The 20,629-nt window shown below is 47.6% G+C and carries 26 protein-coding genes; 11 read left to right on the forward strand and 15 right to left on the reverse strand.

All coding sequences use genetic code 11. The features are described from left to right. Positions 1-9: 9 nt before the first annotated feature. The 3 genes from NWE96_05800 to NWE96_05810 form a co-directional block, all read right to left on the reverse strand. Positions 10-207, reverse strand: a complete 198-nt coding sequence (locus NWE96_05800) for a 30S ribosomal protein S27e (GenBank protein MCW3983492.1) — start codon at positions 205-207, stop codon at positions 10-12. A 26-nt stretch (positions 208-233) separates the two neighbouring features. After that, positions 234-509: a 50S ribosomal protein L44e gene (locus tag NWE96_05805; protein MCW3983493.1), complete on the reverse strand. Its 276-nt coding sequence runs from the start codon at positions 507-509 to the stop codon at positions 234-236. 208 nt (positions 510-717) lie between these two features. Next, entirely contained in the window at positions 718-2,682 is a 1,965-nt protein-coding gene (locus NWE96_05810) for an arginine--tRNA ligase (protein MCW3983494.1), read from the reverse strand. Between the two features lie 86 nt (positions 2,683-2,768). On the opposite strand from NWE96_05810, the gene NWE96_05815 reads away from it, so the two are divergent. Beyond that, positions 2,769-3,617, forward strand: a complete 849-nt coding sequence (locus NWE96_05815; protein MCW3983495.1) for a histone deacetylase — start codon at positions 2,769-2,771, stop codon at positions 3,615-3,617. Between the two features lie 13 nt (positions 3,618-3,630). Here NWE96_05815 and NWE96_05820 read toward each other — a convergent pair whose 3' ends face one another. The 3 genes from NWE96_05820 to NWE96_05830 all read right to left on the reverse strand — a co-directional run bounded on the left by NWE96_05820 (position 3,631) and on the right by NWE96_05830 (position 5,497). After that, a complete protein-coding gene (locus NWE96_05820) occupies positions 3,631-4,257 on the reverse strand; it encodes a 4Fe-4S dicluster domain-containing protein (GenBank protein MCW3983496.1) in 627 nt (208 codons plus the stop codon). Positions 4,258-4,494: 237 nt separating this feature from the next. Continuing rightward, positions 4,495-4,929, reverse strand: a complete 435-nt coding sequence (locus tag NWE96_05825; GenBank protein MCW3983497.1) for a cobalamin-dependent protein — start codon at positions 4,927-4,929, stop codon at positions 4,495-4,497. Between the two features lie 64 nt (positions 4,930-4,993). Beyond that, positions 4,994-5,497, reverse strand: coding sequence for an amino acid-binding protein (locus NWE96_05830; protein MCW3983498.1), 504 nt, complete (start codon positions 5,495-5,497; stop codon positions 4,994-4,996). A gap of 124 nt (positions 5,498-5,621) precedes the next feature. Here NWE96_05830 and NWE96_05835 point away from each other — a divergent pair, with 124 nt between their 5' ends. The 3 genes from NWE96_05835 to NWE96_05845 all read left to right on the forward strand — a co-directional run bounded on the left by NWE96_05835 (position 5,622) and on the right by NWE96_05845 (position 7,961). After that, the gene (locus NWE96_05835; GenBank protein MCW3983499.1) at positions 5,622-5,915 is read left to right on the forward strand and encodes a UPF0175 family protein; all 294 of its coding nucleotides are present in this window, start codon (positions 5,622-5,624) and stop codon (positions 5,913-5,915) included. A 13-nt stretch (positions 5,916-5,928) separates the two neighbouring features. Continuing rightward, positions 5,929-6,459: a DUF3368 domain-containing protein gene (locus tag NWE96_05840; protein MCW3983500.1), complete on the forward strand. Its 531-nt coding sequence runs from the start codon at positions 5,929-5,931 to the stop codon at positions 6,457-6,459. 80 nt (positions 6,460-6,539) lie between these two features. Next, entirely contained in the window at positions 6,540-7,961 is a 1,422-nt protein-coding gene (locus tag NWE96_05845) for a TrpB-like pyridoxal phosphate-dependent enzyme (GenBank protein MCW3983501.1), read from the forward strand. 32 nt (positions 7,962-7,993) lie between these two features. Here NWE96_05845 and NWE96_05850 read toward each other — a convergent pair whose 3' ends face one another. Then, positions 7,994-8,470 (reverse strand): hypothetical protein, encoded by a 477-nt coding sequence (locus NWE96_05850; GenBank protein MCW3983502.1) that lies wholly within the window; start codon positions 8,468-8,470, stop codon positions 7,994-7,996. 217 nt (positions 8,471-8,687) lie between these two features. On the opposite strand from NWE96_05850, the gene NWE96_05855 reads away from it, so the two are divergent. The 5 genes from NWE96_05855 (at position 8,688) to NWE96_05875 (ending at position 12,807) form a co-directional block, all read left to right on the forward strand. Beyond that, a complete protein-coding gene (locus tag NWE96_05855; protein ID MCW3983503.1) occupies positions 8,688-9,323 on the forward strand; it encodes a DUF996 domain-containing protein in 636 nt (211 codons plus the stop codon). A gap of 13 nt (positions 9,324-9,336) precedes the next feature. Continuing rightward, positions 9,337-9,894: a hypothetical protein gene (locus NWE96_05860; GenBank protein ID MCW3983504.1), complete on the forward strand. Its 558-nt coding sequence runs from the start codon at positions 9,337-9,339 to the stop codon at positions 9,892-9,894. Positions 9,895-9,950: 56 nt separating this feature from the next. Further along, entirely contained in the window at positions 9,951-11,084 is a 1,134-nt protein-coding gene (locus NWE96_05865) for an ATP-NAD kinase family protein (protein MCW3983505.1), read from the forward strand. A gap of 125 nt (positions 11,085-11,209) precedes the next feature. Next, a complete protein-coding gene (locus tag NWE96_05870) occupies positions 11,210-12,313 on the forward strand; it encodes a DegT/DnrJ/EryC1/StrS family aminotransferase (protein MCW3983506.1) in 1,104 nt (367 codons plus the stop codon). Positions 12,314-12,426: 113 nt separating this feature from the next. Further along, positions 12,427-12,807, forward strand: coding sequence for a cyclophilin-like fold protein (locus NWE96_05875; protein MCW3983507.1), 381 nt, complete (start codon positions 12,427-12,429; stop codon positions 12,805-12,807). 7 nt (positions 12,808-12,814) lie between these two features. Here the strand turns inward: NWE96_05875 and NWE96_05880 are convergent, their stop codons facing one another. From NWE96_05880 to NWE96_05890, 3 genes are all read right to left on the reverse strand, one after another. Beyond that, positions 12,815-13,288 (reverse strand): hypothetical protein, encoded by a 474-nt coding sequence (locus NWE96_05880; GenBank protein MCW3983508.1) that lies wholly within the window; start codon positions 13,286-13,288, stop codon positions 12,815-12,817. Between the two features lie 61 nt (positions 13,289-13,349). Further along, positions 13,350-13,676: a 30S ribosomal protein S25e gene (locus tag NWE96_05885; GenBank protein ID MCW3983509.1), complete on the reverse strand. Its 327-nt coding sequence runs from the start codon at positions 13,674-13,676 to the stop codon at positions 13,350-13,352. 35 nt (positions 13,677-13,711) lie between these two features. After that, positions 13,712-15,202: a radical SAM protein gene (locus tag NWE96_05890; GenBank protein ID MCW3983510.1), complete on the reverse strand. Its 1,491-nt coding sequence runs from the start codon at positions 15,200-15,202 to the stop codon at positions 13,712-13,714. A 106-nt stretch (positions 15,203-15,308) separates the two neighbouring features. On the opposite strand from NWE96_05890, the gene NWE96_05895 reads away from it, so the two are divergent. Continuing rightward, positions 15,309-16,061 (forward strand): TrmB family transcriptional regulator, encoded by a 753-nt coding sequence (locus NWE96_05895; GenBank protein ID MCW3983511.1) that lies wholly within the window; start codon positions 15,309-15,311, stop codon positions 16,059-16,061. A 99-nt stretch (positions 16,062-16,160) separates the two neighbouring features. On the opposite strand, the gene NWE96_05900 is transcribed toward NWE96_05895, so the two are convergent. From NWE96_05900 to NWE96_05915, 4 genes are all read right to left on the reverse strand, one after another. Beyond that, a complete protein-coding gene (locus NWE96_05900) occupies positions 16,161-17,267 on the reverse strand; it encodes an ABC transporter permease (GenBank protein ID MCW3983512.1) in 1,107 nt (368 codons plus the stop codon). A 3-nt stretch (positions 17,268-17,270) separates the two neighbouring features. Beyond that, a complete protein-coding gene (locus NWE96_05905; protein MCW3983513.1) occupies positions 17,271-18,224 on the reverse strand; it encodes an ABC transporter ATP-binding protein in 954 nt (317 codons plus the stop codon). Between the two features lie 115 nt (positions 18,225-18,339). Next, entirely contained in the window at positions 18,340-18,858 is a 519-nt protein-coding gene (locus NWE96_05910) for a hypothetical protein (GenBank protein ID MCW3983514.1), read from the reverse strand. Between the two features lie 7 nt (positions 18,859-18,865). Then, positions 18,866-19,234 carry a hypothetical protein gene (locus NWE96_05915; protein ID MCW3983515.1) on the reverse strand — a complete coding sequence of 123 codons (369 nt, stop codon included), beginning with the start codon at positions 19,232-19,234 and terminating at the stop codon, positions 18,866-18,868. A gap of 82 nt (positions 19,235-19,316) precedes the next feature. On the opposite strand from NWE96_05915, the gene NWE96_05920 reads away from it, so the two are divergent. Continuing rightward, complete coding sequence (locus NWE96_05920; protein MCW3983516.1) at positions 19,317-19,595, forward strand: UPF0147 family protein; 279 nt, start codon at positions 19,317-19,319, stop codon at positions 19,593-19,595. Between the two features lie 70 nt (positions 19,596-19,665). On the opposite strand, the gene NWE96_05925 is transcribed toward NWE96_05920, so the two are convergent. Then, entirely contained in the window at positions 19,666-20,544 is an 879-nt protein-coding gene (locus tag NWE96_05925) for a UbiA family prenyltransferase (GenBank protein ID MCW3983517.1), read from the reverse strand. Between the last annotated feature and the right edge of the window lie 85 nt (positions 20,545-20,629).

Consider the following 20,629-nt stretch of genomic DNA (forward strand, 5'->3'; position numbering starts at 1 on the left):
TTGGCCTCCTTACTCGAGGACGGTCAATACTTCGCCGTTGATTCTTGCTCTGCCACCAGTCGGTTCAGCTAATGTTTCTCCGCATACGTTGCAGGCGATCTTGTTGACTGTGTTGCTGAAGAGGAGTTGTTCGTTGCCGCATTTTTGGCATTTGACACGCAAAAAGACGCTGCGCGGTTTGGGGATGAGTTTGTTCCAATCTGACATTTCTTTTTTTTCTCCTTAAGTTAATTTTAAACTATGGCCAATTTTCTTAGGCGTATGCCGTCTTTGTGGTACATGTAGTTGCAGGTTTTGCATTTCAGGCGCAAAGTCTGCTTCTTGGTGGTCTTTGCGAAGGTGTGTTGAAGGGCATATTTTTGGCCACCGTAGCCTTCTTTTTCTCGTGCGTGGGCTCGTTCGCCCGCTGCGAGTGCTCGGCGTTTGCCGGCTTTGTAGAGGCTTACAGTATGAACTGTGTGACTTTTACATTTTGGACAGTAGGTGTTGATTTCTTTAGGAACGTTCACGTATTTCACTACCAGCTTCCCAATAAGGAAACACACTTATTCTTATACTTTATGACATATAAACCATAAAGGGTAAACACTCTTTTGCATAAACGTAACCGCTCGCCATTATGAGGGTTTTGTTCTTTATATAAGGGAGGGGAGGTACTCGGTGAGAGGTCGCGTGGTTCCAGCTATTTGCGGATACGGATTCGTATGCGCAGGAGGGTTACATTTTTTCTGGCGCAGTTACTCCGATCAGGTTTAGCGCATTGCGCATGACGATTTGGATGGCTTTTGTGAGGGCGATTCTTGCGTCTATGAGTCCTTGTGAGTCGGCTTTTAGGACGGGGTGCGCGTTGTAGAAGGTGTTAAATTTGTCTGCTAAGGCGTTGGCGTAGTCGGCTATCATGTTGGGTTTGAGGTATTCTGTGGCTTCAATGAACATGTCTGCAAAGCCAGCCAAGTTAAGAATCAACTCTTTTTCCAGCCGCTCAGAGAGCAAAGCGAAGTTGGGGTTTTCGGCTTCCTTTCCCGCTTTACGCAGAATACTACAGGCGCGTGCATGAGTGTACTGCACGTAGGGCGCGCTGTTGGTTTCGAAGTTTAAGACGCGTTCCCAAGTGAACACGACAGGTTTACCTGAATCCACATCTACCAACGCATACCGAACTGCACCCAACCCGACGAAACTGGCGATGTTGCGTTTTTCTTCCTCAGTCAGCGTCGGTGAACGTTTAGAGACTTCTTGGTAAGCGCGGTTAACTGCTTCGTCAAGCACCTCATCGAAAGTTATGTAGTGTCCACGTCTGCTGCTCATCTTGTAACCGGGCAACGTCACAAGGTTGTAGGCAAAATGCACCAAATTGTCAGCGTTTTCACCGTAACCCATCGCATAAAGCGCCAACTTCAACTGTAACTGCGCAAGCGATTGCTCCATGCCGATGACGTTGATGACTTTTTCTGCGTGCTTGAATTTCCAGATGGTGTAGGCGATGTCACGTGTGGTGTAGAGTGTGGTGCCGTCAGCCCGGACAAGGGTAAGTGGTGGCACTTCGTTGTTGGCGCTCAAACCCAGTTTGCCCTTCAAATCCAACGTTTTGGTGACTTTGTCGGCGTCAAACTGCAACACCCCTTTCTCGTTGAATATAAACGGGGTTGCCTGAAGTTTTGCCATAACCTCGTTAACCTGTGGTGTCCAGACAAAGTCGCTTTCCCAATCCCACGAATCATAAGTTACACCCACCCGCTTCATGGTAGCTCGAAAACCGTCAAGGCAGAGTTCGCTGACCTCGCGGATAAGCTCTTTTGCGGCTGGCTGTCCATCTTCGTATGCGCGGTTGAGGCGGTTGATTTCTTCCTCTGGATTCTCATCTTCACCGATTTTGGCGGTTAAGGCTTCGAACAACATAGGAAATTTGCTTCGCAGTTCAGCGGCGATGCCGACCCATTCGTCGAGTTCCTTGTTGACTTTGATTAAGTCGTCAGCGTTTTCGGCGGCGCAGGCTTTTTCGCGAAGCCTCTTTAACCTGTTGATTTCAACGATGCATGATGTTACGGTGTAGATTTTACCTACAAACAAATCCGATTTCTCAGTCGGTTTAGGCTTTCCCAGTTTAGCGTATCCATAAGCCACAACGCTGGATTGGCGGCCCACATCGTCGATGTAGTAATGCCGAGAAACACTGTGCCCTCTACATTGCAGGATGCGCGCGAGTGCGTCGCCGAGCATGGGGTTTCTGGCTTGTCCAATGTGAATGGGGTGAAGGGGGTTAACGCTGGTGTGTTCCACGATTATTTTTTTGGGTTCTTGGGTTTTCACGAAACCGTACTCTTTGTCCAGTTTCCGAATGGACTTTAAGGTTAGAGCGCTGAATTTTGCGAAGTCAACATAGAAGTTGATGTATCCTGCCCCTGCTGGCTCAACTTTTTCGATCAAGTCAAAACTTGACGTGTCAATGCTAGCCACAAGGTTCTGCGCCAAAGCGAGCGGCTTGAGGCCGAGTTTTTTGGCTAATTCAAAACACAGCGAAGTCGCGAGCTGTCCGTATTCGATGTTTGGGGTTTTCTTCAACGTTATGGTGGGTTGCTCGATGTCTGGAAGGGTTTTCTTTAGCGCTCCAGCTATTGCTGTTTGGCATTCTTGGCGGAACAGTTCATAGGGGTTCTGTGTAATCAAGATTCTGCGCTCCATTGCTTTTTTGTTCAGTAATGTGTGTTGGGGGTTATATTTTAAAATACGTTTGACACATTTATGTGTCTAATGGATGCAGGTTTGGGATGAAAACAAAGATCGTCTATTCTGAGAAGTGTCTTGGCTATGGCACATGGCACGTTGAAGGACCACAGCGAGTAAAAGTAGCTACAGAAATCTTGGCTTCAAAAGGTTACGAATTTGTTTCGCCGACGCCAGCCACTGAAGATCAAGTATCCTCGATCCACGACATGGAGTACATCTGGAACCTCAAAAAAGGGTTAGTGGAAGACTCGGATACTCCAGCGTACGACAACATTTTTGATTACGCATGTTTATCCGCAGGCGCCGCGTTAACGGCCAGTAAAATCAACGGTTTCTCCATCACGCGACCGCCTGGTCACCATGTTGGTCGTTATGGTGCTGCTTTAGGTGTTTATACCCGTGGCTTCTGTTACTTAAACAACATCGCCATAGCAGTTAAAGAGTCAGGTAAAAAAACGCTGATTCTAGACATTGATGGGCACCATGGTAATGGGACTCAAGAAATCTTTCTCGGCGACCCAAACGTCACTTACCTTTCGATTCATCAGTCCCCAAACTTTCCCGGAACAGGCGGCTTTAGCGAAGCAAACTGCATAAACTTCGCCCTGCAACCTAACGTTGGCAGTAAAATCTACTTTGAAACTTTTGACAAAGCGATGAGTTGTGTTGACCCCGCTAAGTTTGAGGCGCTGGCTGTTTCAGCTGGGTTTGATACGCATAGCTGTGATTTGGCGTCGTTGGGGTTGGTTACTGAAGACTTTTTTGAGATCGGCAAACGCATCGCCAAGTTGGGGTTGCCATCCTTCTTTGTTCTGGAAGGCGGCTATAATGGACAAAACTTGGGGTTAGATGTTGACGCGTTTTTGAGGGGTTACGAAGAAAACCGTTAACCCCAAAAATTTTTTATTGCTTTTGTTGTGCTGCTTTTTTGGCTGCGGCACGTTTGTTGATGGCGTCGAGTTTTTCTGCAATACGTTCTGAGCGTTGCTCTGCAGCGGCGATGAGCGGCTTCCAGTCTTTCTTTTTAACGATAGCGGTTAGTTTGTCGGTTTGCTCTGGCAGTTTAGCTAAGGCTTGGTTGAAGTGTTTGTCTGCAGCTTCGTCAGATTCGACTATGTCAAGGGCTTCTTCGGGGCATGCTTGGATGCATTTGGGGTCGCCCTCGCAGAGGTTGCAGGCGATGGCTTTACCGGTTTCAGCGTTGATAGCTATGCCGCCGTGTGGGCAGGCTTGAACACACCAGTCGCAGCCTTTGCATTTCTTGTCGTCGATGATTAGTAAGCTGTTGACTTCGCTTTGTGTTATTGCGCGCTCTGGACATGCTTTAACGCATCGTGCGTCTACACATCCGCGGCAGGTTAAGGCGAAGTTGAAGACGGGTGCCATGCGGACAACACGGATTCTGCTTCGAACTGGATTCCAGCTGGCTTCGCCTTTCTCGGTTGTGCAGGCGTATTCACAGATGCCGCAGCCGATACATTTGCTGGGGTCGACTGCGACAAATTTTCGAGGTAAGGTTTTAGTGGACATTAGGGTTACCGAACCTGTTTAGTAATAAAGTATCACTGTGCATCATTTGCTTTTATGCGTTACCCAAGAAAAACAGTTTTTTGATGTAAAACCGCAAAAACCAAACAAAAAAGCCACATTTTAATTGGGTGTTTACTCAAAGACGTTTGCTGCTCTCAGACTCCCCTCCATTATATATAGAACAAACATGACGAAACGTGAGAGATACAAGGGAGTAGAGGAGAAAAAACGAGGGTGTTACTTCTTTTTTTGTTCGATGACTTTTTTCGCTAAAGCCACTGCGTCTTCCCTTGTCTTCCCATACATTGCCCCGATTTTTTCGGCATCTTCCTTAGACACAGCCGCGCCACCAATCATAACCTGAACTTTTCCTTTTAATCCCTCAGTCTCCAGAAGTGAAACCAGTTTGGCGAGGTTTTCTTTAGCTGCAGATAGACCTACAGTAACCACAAGTATGTCGGCGTTTGCCTCTTTTACTTTTGCAACGAACACCGATGGAGATACCCCTTTGCCTGCGTCTACAGTTTTGAATTGGGCGGCTTTGAGTGATTTTCTCACCATTTCTTTTGCGGTATCCATGATGTCTGGATGCAGAGTTCCCAGCACGACAGTTCCAATGGGGTTAGCGGGTTCTGGAGGTTCTTTTTCAGTCATTCCTTTTAGCCAAGACATAAAAATCAACTCGAATGCTACAAAAATAATAGTGTCTAGTTGCTATTAATCTTGATTGACAGATTTAGTATACGGATACTTTGGCTACTCCCGAAACCTTTAGCAATTCAGGTATTAGTTCACCGGGGATTTTTCGCTCTACAATCAACGTCAGCTTCGGCTCTGGGCTAAGTTCAGGGTCGTCAACTATGGCTTGACGTATACCTAAGCCTGCCTTGTTGAGAGCGGCTGCGGAGTTGGCTAGTATGCCTCGGGTTGCGGCGCTAGTGGGGGTGATTTCGATTACGCCCAAATTGAGGTGTTTGGCGATTTCTTTTAGGCTGTGGCCTGCGGGGCGTATTTCTTCAAAAATCATGCGCAACTCGGGGGTGTTGTGGATGGTTGTTAGGGTTTCGTTGACTGTTCTGCGGTCTACGCCTGCGACTCGGGCGATGCGAATGGGTGGGATTTCGATTTGGTTGAGGTAGATTTTGTCGCCCCGCGCTGAGAGACCGTTTTCGATGAGGACGCGTGCGACTTTTAGGCGTTCGGGGTAGGTTTCGAGTTGGCGCTCTATGTTCTTCCACATATTTATCCGCTTGTGTATTGTTCTGTGCGTTTAGGTATAAATGTGTTGTTTGTATTTTACCAAAAATCAGTCAAGACAATCTTAATAGGACACATTTGATATCTAATGTATTACGGTGAAAGCGATGTCAGAAACCATCACCCTCCGACTCCCACCACAGACAGCAAAAAAACTACGCGAAATCGCCAAAAAAGAAGGAAAAGACCGCTCAACCCTCATTCGCGAACTCCTCGAAAAGGGCGTCAAACAAAAAAACACTGAACAAGCCATCGAACTCTACCGAACAGGACAGGTAACAGCGTGGAGAGGAGCACAGTTGGCAGGAGTCTCCCTTTGGGCTTTCTACAAGCTATTGGAAGACAAAGGTGTCCTTATCCAGTATTCAGAGCGCGATTTAGAACAAGACCTAAAACTCTAATGGAGTCTCGAGCATGCCAACGGTTTCAAACACAAGCCCCCTTATGTGGCTATCAAAAGTTGGCAAACTCAGCCTCCTAAAAGACCTCTTCGGCGAAGTCTCCATCTCGGAAGAAAGTTACAGAGAAGCGGTCGAAGTGGGGTTGAAGGAAGGGTTCAGTGACGCTTTAGTAATAAAGGAAGCTTGCGATCAAGGTTGGCTCAAAGTCAAGATGCTAGACGAGAAGCAGAAGGCGATTTGCCAGATGATCATTCAGCAGAGTTTTGAGCTCCATTTAGGAGAAGTGCAAGCGGTTGTGTTAGCTCGGGGCTTAGGGAAAGATGCACTGTTGTTGATGGATGAGTCTTGCGGTCGGGCTTTTGCGGAAACTTGGGGGCTTAGAGTTAGAGGTGTGTTGTATGTGATAATAACCGCTCTTCGCAGGGAGTTGTTTGGCGCGACTGAAGCGAAGGAGGTTGTTTTGGCTTTGGTTCGGAAGGGGTTTAGGATTGAGCCGAAGTTGCTTGCTAGGGTTTTAGAGGAAATCGGCAGTCAAGCAAAATAAGACAGCATGTACATTTCTGTACAGAAAAGCCTTAAATAAAACCTTAACGCACGATTCACAACTACGCAGAGGCAAATTGTATGCCGGACAAAAAAATTCTACTCAAAGAAACAGACATACCAAAACAGTGGTACAACATCGTGCCCGACCTGCCACATCCCCTGCCACCATTCCTCGAAGCAGAAACAGGGAAACCAGGCGTCGGCATAGTCCCCAAAATTTTCCCCAAAACAATCATAGGACAAGAAATCAGCCAAGAACGCTGGATAGACATCCCAGACGAAGTCCGCGAAGTCTACAAAATCTGGAGACCCAGCCCGCTCTTCCGAGCGTTCAACTTGGAAAAAGCTCTCAAAACACCCGCCAAAATCTACTACAAATACGAAGGCGTCAGCCCCTCAGGCAGCCACAAAACCAACAGCGCCGTACCCCAAGCATACTACAACATGAAAGAAGGCATAACCCGCGTCACCACAGAAACAGGCGCAGGACAATGGGGCAGCGCGCTCTCGTTTGCAGCTAACCAGTTCGGCTTAGAAGCAACCGTCTACATGGTTCGCGCAAGCTTCGACCAGAAACCCTACCGCAAAGCCATGATGAACGCCTTCGGCGCAAAAGTCTTCGCTAGTCCAAGCAAAGAAACTGAGTCTGGGCGCAAAATTTTAGCTGAAGACCCCGACAACAAAGGCAGCCTCGGCATCGCCATCAGCGAAGCCGTAGAAGACTCCCTTACAAGCGAAAAAACAGGCAAGAAAGCAAACTACACCATCGGCAGCGTCTTCAACCACGTCTGCATGCACCAAACCGTCGCTGGACTGGAAGCTCAAAAGCAACTGGCGATGGTTGAGGATTACCCTGACGCAGTTTACGGCTGCATCGGAGGCGGCAGCAGCTTTAGCGGCTTGTTCTGGCCCTTCTACTATGACAAAGTCAGCAAGAAGGCACCCAAAGAAACCCAGTTCATCGCCGTCGAACCCACCGCGTGCCCCAAAGTCACCAGAGGCTACTACACCTTCGACCACGGCGACACCGCCAAACTCACCCCGCTTGTCCCCATGCACACCTTGGGCCACGATTTCATGCCAGCCCCCATTCACGCAGGCGGCTTACGCTATCACGGCATCGCACCAACCATCAGCGTGCTTGCACAGGAAAAGAAAATCAGCACCCTCGCCGTAAACCAGGTGGATGCTTTTGACGCAGCAAAAATCTTCATCCGCAGTGAAGGCATCATCCCCTCGCCAGAATCCACCCATGCAATAAAAGCTGTCTGTGACGAAGCCCGAAGATGCAAAGAAACCAACACATCCAAAACCTTGCTGTTTGCTTTGACGGGTCATGGATTCTTTGACATGTCAGCCTACGACGAGTACTTCAACGGCAAATTGCAACCATATGAGTACCCGACCGAGAAAGTCGCGGAATCCATGGAGAAGCTACGCAAACTTTACCCGTGGTTAAGCGAAGCAACCAAACAATACATCGGCTGCGAAAGCATCTAAAACGCAGCAACCCAATTCTTTTCTTTTTTGTTTTATCTTCGGTTTAGTTCTTTTAGCAGCTCTTTAGCTTCAGCGGAAAGCTTGGGTTTAGTCTTTTTGCCTAAAAGCAGGAATAAACCGCCGACGGAAATGAAGGCGCCGCCAAAAGCTGCGATGCTCCACACTGGCAGAATCTCAAAATGCAAGCCCACAGTGAAAGATATCAACGCGATGCCCATAACTACCATTATCCAGTTACTCATGGATTGGGTGGAGTAGAGGGCGAACTCTTTTTTGCCTGTATCAGTCACTTGGTAGTAGCCTTGTTTTTCTTCTATCATGTTTGCGCCGACAAGATAGTTCCAGTCGTAATGGAAATGCCCATCGGACTTGTACCCAAGCGCTGCGCTGATGCGGCTTTTTGTGCCCGGGGCGGCTTTGATGCGGCTGTTGGGCGCACTATAGATTAAAAAAAGCAGTCGTGTACGTGGTGACTGCATATCTGCGCTTATGCCCCGAGTCTTTGACATTTGCCCAATCAACCCTTGCCTGCATATTCTGCGCGATGGGAATAAAAGGTTTAACCGCTAAAACGAGGCTTTTTCGTCTAAATTGGGTTTTATTTATAGCTCTAAACCTTAGAGTTCCCCCTCTAAGCAGTGGTGGCGGCTTTCTAAATGTTAGGGCTATATCCCGAACCCGACATAGCTCTCTCAACCAAAAAAGGAACTTCGGAGGAAAACAGAAATGAACGTAAACTTCCAATATAGCAAAACTTTGGCCATTGAAGGCTCAGTCCTTCTCTTACTTGGCCCAATTCCAACAGTCGGTTGGATACTGGCAATAATCGGCGTAATCCTACTCCTCAAAGCAACAAAAGAACTATCAAACTACTATCAAGATGAAAGCATTCATAGAAACGCATGGAACGGCCTCAAATACTACATAGTCGCCATAGTCGCCTTAGCAGTCGGTGCAGGCATCGGTATAGCAAGCTTTGCAGCTGCAGGATTACTCGCCGCGGGAGCACAATTCACACTAGCTGCAGGCGTAGTAGGCGGCTTAGTCGCAATCTTCGCAGGCTTAGCAGTTGCATTCGCCTTCTATCTGCTTGCAGCAATGAACCTAAGAAAAGTCTACGATACATTGGCACAGAAAACAGGCGAAGCATCATTCACCACTGCATCCACACTACTCTTCATCGGCGCCATACTAACCATCATAGGCGTCGGCGTAATCTTGGTCCTCATCTCGTGGATATTCATCATAATCGGCTTCTCCAGCATGAAGCCAAAAGAGTACCAACCATACCCAAACGGCTACAGCAACGGAAACAACTACACACAACCACCAGCACAGCCAACCCAACCACCACAAGCATAAGGAGAGAGACACAATGACACAGCAAACTGAAACCCAAACCGAATCAGACTGGCGCCGCTTCTTTAGAAAACACTGGGCAGCGTTCTCGGTGTTTGCCGCAGCCGCCGTGTTGGCTGTCGCAGGCGCCGTGTACGTGTTTGTCTGGTTCACAGGCAACGCACAAGCAACGGGGTTGGTGCCTTCAGCGCTGAACATGTGGTCGATGAATCACGTGGTACTGTTCGCTTTGCATGCCTTGTTCTGGGAGCTAGTCCTAATCGGCATCCCAGTCGCCATCGGCGCAATCGCGGGTTGGGCATGGTGGAAACGCATCCCCGAAATGGAGAAACCGCGCTCAAGCAAACATTCCAAGAGCAGAAACGCAGGCGGTGGCATCTCGCTGTTGATGTTCATCGCGTTCGCCATCAAAGTCTACATAGACGGAAACTGGCATACCGCAATCGCAAGCTGGAACTTAGAGTACGTCGTTGGCTCAATGGTTACGATACTGATTTGGGCAGCCGCCATCTTTGCAATTCCCGCGGTCATAGGGCTCGCTTGGTGGATAAACCATGAAAGAAAACAGCCCTAACCCTTTTCTCTTTTTATTAATCCCCCACGCCTATCTATTATACAGGTTAAACAACCTTGACTACCAAACCAGCCATTCCAACCAAAACAATAGGGTTCATAGTAAACCCCGTGGCAGGCATGGGCGGCGCAGTGGGACTTAAAGGCACCGACGGAGACGAAATACTTCGGCAAGCCAAAGCGTTAGGCGCAAAACCCATCGCATCGCAGCGAGCAGAAACCTTCCTAAGTGAACTCTCCAACGCCAAACCCCATCTGAAGCTGATTGTGGGTGCAGGCGACATGGGGGAGTTTGAAGCAAAAAAACTCGGCTACACCTGCCAAGTCATCGGCGAAAGCAAACCCCAAACCACCAAAGAAGACACCCAAACCGTCGCCAAAGCCATCGCCGAGGTGGGGGTGGATTTGCTGGTTTACTGCGGCGGCGACGGAACCACCCGCGACATCCAAAAAGCCGTAGACATGAAGCTGCCCGTGCTCGGGGTGCCCACAGGCGTAAAGATGCACAGCGCCCTCTTCGCCATCAGCCCTCAAGCGGCGGCGAGGGTTGCAGTCAGGTTTCTTTGGGGTGGGTTGCCTTTGCGGGAGGCGGAAGTTATGGATATTGATGAGCAAGCGTTCCGTGAGGGGCACTTGTCTGCGGAATTATACGGTTATATGCTTAGTCCTTTTGAGCCGCATTTGATTCAGGGCAACAAGATGGAGAGCCCCATGACGGTAAATGAACTGGAGAATCAAGCAGCCATCGCAGTGTACTTAATCGAGGAAATGCAACCCGACACCTTCTACATCATGGGACCAGGCACGACCACCCGCACCGTCGCCGACTTGTTGGACCAGAAAAAAACCCTCCTCGGTGTAGACCTCCTCTTCAACAAAAAAATAGTCTCCAAAGACGTAAACGAAAAACAACTCCTCGAATTAACAAATGGCAAACCTACAAAAATCGTCGTAACCCCGATTGGCGGGCAGGGCTTCATTTTCGGCAGAGGAAACCAACAAATCAGCAGCCGCGTGATTCGCCAAGTCGGCTTAGACAACATCGTTGTGATTGCGACGAAGAGCAAGTTGGATAGGCTTAAGAGTTTGAGGGTGGACACGGGCGATGTGGCTCTTGATGAAGAGTTTAAGATGCGTGGGGTCAGGGTAGTGGCGGATTACAAGACCACGCTGGAAATGACCGTTGAATGAAGCGTCTTTCATCGTTATGTCGATGCGTGTGGATACCACTTTAGCCAACTGTTCCCGCGGGGATTGTGGAAAAATGAAATATAGCAGCAAACTCTAAACACTACCCTGTCGAGGCTAAACCAAGTTTGATACCAATTAACAAGCCAAGCATGGACGAAGAAGAAGTCCAAGCAGTCCTAGAAGTTATGCGTAAAGGACCCGTAACCAACGCCTTAGGCGCAGGGCCAAAAGTCCTTGAATTCGAAAAAATGTTCGCTGAATTCGCAGGCGTCAAACATGCAGTCGCCGTAAACACTGGCACAGCCGCTCTACACGCCGCTGTTATGGCGGTCGGCGTTGGGCGCGACGACGAGGTTATTGTGCCCAGTTTTACTTTCGTGGCGACGGCTGAGGCGGTTGTTTTGGCAGGCGCTAAACCCGTTTTCACCGACATCGACCCCGAAACCTACACGCTTTCCCCAGAAGCCGTAAAGAAGGCCATTACCAAAAAAACCAAGGCGATTTTGCCTGTTGATCTCTATGGTTTCTCAGCCGACATGAAGCCACTTAGAGAAATAGCAGCAAAACATGGGTTGGGTTTGGTTGAGGATGCGGCTCAAGCACATGGAGCAACCTATGCGGGGAAACCTGCGGGTTCATTTTCTGACGCCGCCTGCTGGAGTCTCTATGCAAGCAAGAACATGATGACAGGCGAAGGCGGAGTCGTTACCACCAACGATGACAAAATCGACGAAAAACTCCGCATGATCCGCACTCATGGCGAGAAAGCAAAATACGCCTCTGAGATGTTGGGAAGCAACTACCGTATGCCTGAATTGGAAGCAGCCATTGGAATCGTCCAAATGAAGAAGTTACCCGGTTTTGTAGCTAAACGTCGCCGTAACGCTCAGCAGCTTACAAAAATCCTCTCAAAATCCAACAAGCTGGTTTTGCCTTACGAAACCAAGACTTGCCAGCATAGCTGGTACCTCTACACCGCGCGACTAAAGGATGCAACTGAAACGGAACGCAATAAGCTTCTTGAAAACCTCAAAGCTAAAGGCATAGGCGCCGAAGCTTACTATGTGAACCCGATAAATACGATGCCGTTCTACCGTGAAAACTATGGTGTTAAGGCGTTGCCTGAAACAGAAAAAGCAGCTAAGCAGGTGTTTTCGCTGCCTGTGCACCCTGCGGTTACTGAGGAAGAAATCAAGTTCATAGGCGAAACCGTTCTCAGCCTATTGTAGAACAGCCTAATCTGTTGGTGTATGGAAGTGTAAGAGTTAAATTACTCTTCCACACTATACTTTTTGATCTATCTAAAGTTATAGGTTTTCTCTAAATAGGGGTATGAAATGATTTGAGTACCGATGAAGGCGTCTCCAGAGTTAAAGTTAAGTTCCTCATAGAAGGTTTAGGTGAAGCTGAAGGAGAACTCGTCCGCTTCCTCGCACCCAGAACCATAGACACCATCATGCGAAAACTGCCAATGGAAGGCAGAGCAGCGATATGGAAAGAGGAAGTCTACTTTGAAATTCCCCTCAAGATGGGTGAAGAAAAAGCTAAACCCACTGTTGAACAGGGCACCATAGCGTTTTGGCCCATGGGCAGCGCCTTATGCGTCTTTTACGGGAAATCTCAACCCTACAGTCCTGTGAGCATACTGGGAAAAATCACAAGTAACCTTGACCTGTTTAAGCAGGTGAAAAGTGGCGCGACAATAAAAATCGCGCCTGCCTAGACACAGCTTAGAGTGAACTATCCGCCCACAGGGACAGGAGCCGTTCACATTCTTCTTTAACTTCTTTGTCTTGGCTTTTCTCTTTTAATGCTTGCAAGAACTCGACACGCTTAGCGATTGAACGTGCTTCTGCGGCGCCGCCGTAGTAGAGTTTGCCATGCATGTATTCATCCATGCTGAAGGCTTTTTGGATAAACAGGCTTGCGGCGTCTACTGGGTTGTCGACGGCGAATTTGTTTGCCCAAATGGCGACTTCGGTTTCGCGAAGCTGAGTCATGCCGTCGATTTCGACGATTTTTTGGATGTATGTTTGGAGGTAATCGTAGTAGCCTGCGGTTTTTATGTGTTCGAGGGCTTCTTTGACTTTCTTGGTGAACTCGGATTGGCCTTCTACAACTAGATTGTGTTTGTATCCTTGGTCCACTAAGGTTCTTGCTGCTTTTAGTTCTTTTGCGGTGTAAACTTTTTCTGGGAAACTCAATTGAAATAAACTCCTCAGAGTATAGAGAGGGATTGTTTGAATAATTGTGGGGACGCAGATTTTAAGCTGCTGGTTTGTAGACCTTTAGGCTGTGGCTTCCGGAGACGAGTTGGATTGCTCCGTTTGCTTCCAGCTGTTCTAGAAAGTCTTTTGCTGCACTGATGCGTATACCGTAACGTGTTGAAATTGCGTATGGGGTTAGGACACCCATTTTTTTGACTTCAGCTACGATTTTTTGGTCTTTTGCGTCTGGAGGCAAAACGCCTATGGTTGTTTTCTTCTGTGGCGGGCCTTTCTTTTCTTCTTTCTTCTTCGCTTTATCGTCTGCGGCTTTGTCTTCTTGCTGCTTTTCCATCTGCTTTATGCCAAGCTTCTTTTTTCCACCCATGATTTTCACCTTGATTATGTTTTAATTTCCAGCATCTAGACTGTCTGGCTTATTTCAACCTTATGTTTGTTTTGCCACTCTTTGATTGGGATGCCAAGTTTCTTTTCTACTTCAGCGCGGTGAATTGAGTTCATGGTGCAGAAAGGTATGATTCTACCGTCAGGAACAGCATAGTGGATGACACATCGGGAGACTCTTTCGAGGTCAAAGTTGTAGGGATCCATGAAGTGCATCGAGGAAATTAGCACTGCAGAGCGGGCGAAGTCGCCCAGCGACTTGTAGTCACCGTTTAAGAGCACTTTTAAGACGTACTTGCGAAGGAAGCTGAATTTGATGTGGCGGCTTGCACCGACAAGGCGAAGTTTAGCTTTGCTTTTACTGCCTTTGGAAGCATCGTCGTAGACGCCTTGAAGGGTTGCGACGAATTTTTCTATGTTGCCGTATCGGGTGATGGGTGTGATTTTGCCGTTTTCGATGAACACGAAAGTTGCCATGCCGCAGTGGGGGTGCGCGGTGAATTCGACGTAGCGTTTGTCTTTGATGGCGCCGACAGCTTTGGAAACAGGCACAACCACGGGGACGGGGTAGAAGTCGCTTACTTTTATGACACCGTTGGTCTGCTCCTCGACCTTCTTCATGAAGTCGGAGATGGTGATGCGTATCTTTTCGCGTTCGTTAGGCGGTAAACGTCCGCAGAGCGAGACGGGTTGGACGTTTATGCATCTGACGACGTCGCTGTTTTTGGCGGCGAAATTGATGATGTCGCCCAGTTGACTGTCGTTAACGCCTTTAACTAATGTGACGACCAAAACGACGCTGTTCCAGCCTGCTGCTCGAAGGTTCTCAATCGCCTTCATCTTTATGTCCAGCAAGTCGATGCCGCGGATGTACTTGTATACGTCAGGGGTTAAGCCGTCGAATTGGAGATAGATTGTGCTGACGCCTGCCGCTTTGAGTTCTTTGGCGAATTCTACGTCTTGGCTTAGTCGTAAACCGTTCGTGTTAACTTCCACATGGTTGAAGCCGAGTTCTTTGGCTTTTCTGACCATGTCGGGGAGTTCTTTGCGGATGGTGGGTTCTCCGCCGCTGAACTGAAGCGCCTGCGCAGGCACTGGTTTGGTGGCGCGCAGATTCTCAAGCATACCCACAACCTGCTCCATAGTGGGCTCATAAACGTAGCCCGCATAGTTTGCGTTAGCAAAGCAGACGGGGCATTTGAGGTTACATCGGTTGGTGATGTCGATGATTGCTAGTGCGGTGTGGCTGTGGTGTTCGGGGCAGAGTCCACAGTCGCTTGGGCACCCCAGCTTCTTCTGTGTACGGGGGTTTTCTACGCCGTCGCCTTCGCATCGGAATTTTTCGGCGCGCATGTATTGGTCGTAGTCTGACCAGTAAAGCTCACTGTATAGCCCGTGTTGGGGGCAGGTTTTTTTGATGAAAACTTTGCCTTCGTCCTCGTAGATGGTTGCGTCGAGGGCTTTGAGGCATTCGGGGCAGATGCTTTTTGTCTGTTTGATATCTTTCATTTGATGGTTCCTTCTGAGGGGTAAGCGTTACTTTCGAAGGGCTTAAGAGGCGAAGTCACGATAATAATGTTTCCAACTGTTTCCAACGGTGATTGAGGGGAAAACTATGTCAGTTGATGATGAAACCCGCGCTGCACTACGCGAAATGGGCTTAAACACCTACGAAATCGACTCCTACATAGTTCTCGTGAGCGGCGGGCAAATGACCGCCATGGAAGTCAGCGAACAAGCCAACGTACCCTACAGCAAAATGTACGAAGTCCTAAACAGCCTAAAAGAAAAAGGATGGATAAAAAGCACCGAAAGCCGCCCCTTCAAGTACTACCCCGTTCCACCCATCGAAGCCACACGATTCACAAAACTGCGACTCGAAAACAAATACGCCGCATTAGAAAACACAGTTGCCGAAACCCTGCAGCCCCTCTATGAGCAAAGAGAACTGGTTGAACGCCCAGAAATGATGATTCTGCGGGGACAACAAGCGGTTCTCACAAAACTGGAAGATATTCTAAAAAAAGCCTCCGTTGAGATTGTAGTGGCAGCGCCAGAATTCGCTAAACCTGTAATCGCCTTAGCTGAACCGCTACTTGGAAGCGGACTGAAAAAGAGTGTAAGCATCAAGTTTATGGCTGCAGGCAAAAAAAGCGACTGGGAGTTTGTCAAAAGATTCGGCGGCTTAGGCGAAATCCGCCTCCGTGACCACATGTTCGGCGGCGGCATAATCGCAGACGGCAAAGAAGCCATGCTATTTCTGGGAGAAGAGAAGCCTTCGCTGGTTATCTGGAGCAACCATGTTGGACTGGTGGGGTTTGCTAGGGAATATTTCCAGTTCCTCTGGGACTCATCCGCCACCATATAGCGCCTTGTATGTTGGAAACCACGCCTACTCTCACGCGGTACCTCCCCTCCCTTATTTAAAGGCACAAAGAAAAAATAAAGGAAAAACAAAGAAAACTGGTTAGTCTTCTCGCCACTTAAACATCTTCACTGCTAACACAAAAATAATCACAGTGATAACAGTGAGAACCGCTATGTCGATAAGTGCACCTAGAATATTGTTGTAAACCATGACGTTGTTGAGACCTTCAGTGACGTAGAACAACGGTAAAACATGCGCGAACGTCTGCAGATACTCTGGCATCTGACTTATAGGGAAAAATGTACCGGCCAAAAACATCATAGGGAAGGTAATTATATTTCCGATCACGCCTGCGGTTTCAGGGTTCTTGGCAACGGTACCCACAAGCATACCAAGCGACGCAAACAGCATTGGACCTAGAATCAGGAAGGGTATAAGCAATGGTGATAGAGTGATATGTGCATCGAACGCAAGGGTGCCTACAGTATACATTAACAGAAAACCTGCAATTGTTAACACGATGTACCAGAGCATTTTTGATGTAAGCCACTCCATCTTCGTGAGCGGGGTTAGGCTGAGTTGTTTGAAGAGTTTGTTTTTCTTGTAATCACTGGAAATGTTGACAAGTGAGAACATGGGGCTTGTGAGCACTGAGAAGCCGATTAGACCGGGAATGAGATAGTCGATGTATTTGTTCTGTTGCGTATTCACACTTTTACTTTCCAAACCGATAATTGCTGTTCCATTGTAGCGCTGTAAGTTGAAATACCCTGCAAAGCCGTTAACCGTTCCACTAACTATTGCGCTTGTACTCGAAGCAGGGTTACCGTAGACAGTTATGTTCACAGGTTGAGCTGTTATGTAGTTTTGGCTAAAATCTGCAGGTATGACAATGCCATCCGACTGGGATTTGTCTGCAAGATATTCTGCGAAATCTCCGCTAACATCTACTGTTACCACTTGCAACGTACTTGATTCATTAAGCGCGCTAAGAAATGTATTGCCCAAGTTTTGTCCCCCAAAACCAGCGTCCAAGTTTTGGGCGTAAACGATAGTGGTTCCTGAGCTGCCACCTGAAAAGATAGCCCCGAAAATGAGGATTAACACAACTGGGAAAATTAAACCAAAGAACAAACCGAACTTGTTACGCAAAAAGCCTCGACTAAACACTTTAAAGTCTGCAAAGATTCTTCGACCACTAACCATAATTTAGCGCCTCCGCCTTTTGCCGTTCTCGACAGCGACTTCGCCTTGCTCACCCATTGGTTCGCTGACCAACTTGATGAAGACATCGTCTAAGCTGTCTTGACGTGTTTGTATTTGACCCCACTCCATGCCTGACTGCTCTGCAGCTGCTAACGCGGCTAAAGCATCAATCTTTTTCTTAAGGGGGATAGTTATGATGCCGCGGGGATGGTCATAGTAGACGTCCAATTCGGTATTTTCTTTAATGTAATCTGCAAGACTCTGGGTCCCTTGAATCTCAAGGCGCTCACCTGAACCATGTTTCTGGATAATCTCTTCCGTGGTTCCCATGGCAACTATACGGCCGTGATCCATGATGGCAACATGGTCGCTGAGTTGTTGAGCTTCGTCAAGGTAGTGAGTAGTCAGAATTATGGTTTTTCCTTTGGCCTTAAGACTCCGAATAACCTCCCAGATAGCACGGCGTGCGTTAGGGTCTAAGCCTGTAGTGGGTTCATCTAGGAATAATAAGTCAGGGTTGTTGACTAAAGAAAGAGCAAGACCGGTTTTGCGTTTCTGACCGCCTGAAAGATCTTCAAAATAAGTTTTCGTTTTCTCATCAAGAAGAACGTCTTTTAGAATTTGATCAGGGTCGCATTTAACGTTAAAGAGATCGGCATAGTAAAGAATAGCTTCTCTAGGGGTGGTTTTCTCCATAAAAGTGAATTCTTGGGGGATGACACCGATTTTTTTATGGAGTTCATAGCCCTTTTTCCATGGATCCAGACCGAGGACTTTTACGTCTCCGCCGTCGCGTTCACGCAGGCCCTCCATGATTTCGATGGTGGTGGTTTTGCCTGCGCCGTTGGGGCCTAAGAGCCCGAAGACTTCGCCTTCTTTGACGGTGAAGGATATGCCGTCAACCGCTTTCAGCGAGCCATAGTTCTTTTTGAGCTGGGTTACTTCGATAGGTAACATGGGGTTCCATCTTTTGTTAATTTTATTTTTTTGAGTTGTGAGTCTGTTTAGTGGGGGGACACATATAACTTTCGGATAAAGAAAACCAATCTTTGCTATTAGCTATATAACTAGCTCAGGGGTTAACTGTTTCCTTGAGAATTTTTCGGTTCGAAGAACCATTAATCCGGTCCGTGATAAATTTGACCAAGTCCCCAGGCGAAAGGTAACGCGGACCCCGCTCATGAAACACCTGCACCTCAAAAGTGCCCTTCCCAAAAACCATCCGCAACATGTAATAATCGAATTTTAGCGCCTGCCTCTTTCCATCGGCGCCTTTGCCCTTGTAGTACCGTATAGAACAGAAAAAATCCAGCGAAGCCACCTGCGACTTAGAAACAAACTCCAAAGCCTTAGCAACCTCAGCCGAGTTGAAGAAAGTAAAGTTGTCCAACTCCGCTATACCAAACTCAAAAATCACCGTTCCCTCAGGAATCGTGGGGATAGCAACCGCCTCGAAACTGGTCTCTTTACGGTTAACTTCACCTAAAAGCTGAATTAACCGCTGCTGAAGCTGCCTACTTGAGACGGTTGAGGTAAAAGTTTCCACGTAGTGGATGCTTGCGGGGAAATTGCTGTAGAATCCAAGAGTCAACTTGGCGCTAAGCCTTCATCTTTTTAATTTTCTCGACACTGTTAAGCAACTCGCTAAGCGCCACGGTCAGCTTCTGAAGTTCATCTATGTCCTCGGTTTTCTCGATTTTAGCTTGGATGTCAGCGATTTTTGCCATAAGCGTTTCTTCGAGTTTGTCGTAGGCTGCGTTGTTGCTGGGTGCAGTTTGTTTAGGCGGTTCCTCGCCTTCTCGGACTACGATCACTTTTTTCTCGTCTTTTGCGCACCAGAGTGTACCGTCTTTGAGGCGGAACAGTGGAGATGCACAGGCGGGGCAAGAGAGGTCGGTTAAGGTGGCGCCTTGCCGCAGTAATTCAGCCATACGCTTGATTGGGTTGCTTTCTTTTTCTTGTTGCAATTTAAATCCCAAAGGTAAATACGTATAAATACATATATAGCTTGATTTACTGCCAAGATGGAATAAAAAGGGGAACCGTTCAATGGTGCGAAAGAAGAAAACTGAAGAATATGAAGCCAAGATTAAGCAGGCACTGGTCGTGCTTGGCGAGGTTTCTGAAGATAGTACAACACCGAGGAACATTCGCCGAAGCGCAAAAGACGCCATGAACGCGCTACAGGGCACTGAGTATACCCCTGCCGTGAAAGCTTCAAACGCTGTGGCGTTGCTGGATGAGATTTTGCAGGATCCCAACATGCCGCCTTACACGCGAGTGAAACTCTGGAACGTCATGAGCTTAATAGAAGCCATAAAAGACTAGTTCAGAGTTTAGGCTTTTTCTTTCTTTAAACATTGAAGGGCCAAAGTTTTTTGTGTTTTTGATAATACGCTCAGCGGATAAAGGCGCACACCGCGAAGGTAACGCTGAATACCAAGGTTATCTTAACGAAATCCTTAGACAACAAACCTCCAAGCGACAGTTGCTCTGATGTGTTTTCTCTGTTTTTACTCAACATACGCCGCTTTATGAACAATTTAGTCAGCATGTAGCTGACGACGACTGCTAAAACCACGTAGTAAACAGGATACACTGAGTACATTAACCCAATGTAGGTCATAATTGGAATTAACATGCAGCCCAAGATAACAGTGAAAAATAACCCGTTTCTAAAACCTAAAATTACAGGTAAGGTTCGGGCGCCGCTGTTTTTGTCTGATTGATAATCCGCCAAGTCGCCCCAGATGCTATTCACAGTTGTAACTACCCCAAAAAGCAACGTCAAAAGTAATACATTCAACGTGAAAACCCCGAAGTGGGCCCCTGAAATAAAAATGGCCACAGCTCCAAAGACAAAGTTAACAAGCGGTTTAACGATGGTTGTTCTCAACCGTATCGGTGGCGCCGAATAAATAAAACCAATAATCAATCCTACCGAAATCACAGCGAAAACAAGCCAGTTTAATGTGAGTGCACTCAAAAACAAGGTCAACCCTAAGAACAAGTAAGTTATGTAGTAAGCTTTTTTGCCTAATTTTTCGGTGAATTGGGCTCTTTTAGGATCAGAAGTAGCATCAAGTTCCTTGTCGTGTATGTTGTTGATTGCGTCCGAAAAGGTCCAGAAGCAAAACACGATAGCGGCAAGGTGCAAAGCTGGAAGTAAAGCAGTTGAGTTACCAACAAGGAAAGCTCCGCCTAAAGTGACCACGAACAGCATTAACCCTCGTTGTATGGCGATGAATTCCGAGTAGCCTTGTAAACTTGCAAGCATAAGCTAAGAGCCTCAACTGCTAAAAGTTTTCCAAATAACTCTCAGCCAGTTTTAAGAACCTACTGCTTTTCTTCTCTTAAATACA

The organism is Candidatus Bathyarchaeota archaeon (assembly GCA_026014685.1).
In the GTDB taxonomy this organism is placed as follows: domain Archaea; phylum Thermoproteota; class Bathyarchaeia; order Bathyarchaeales; family Bathycorpusculaceae; genus Bathycorpusculum.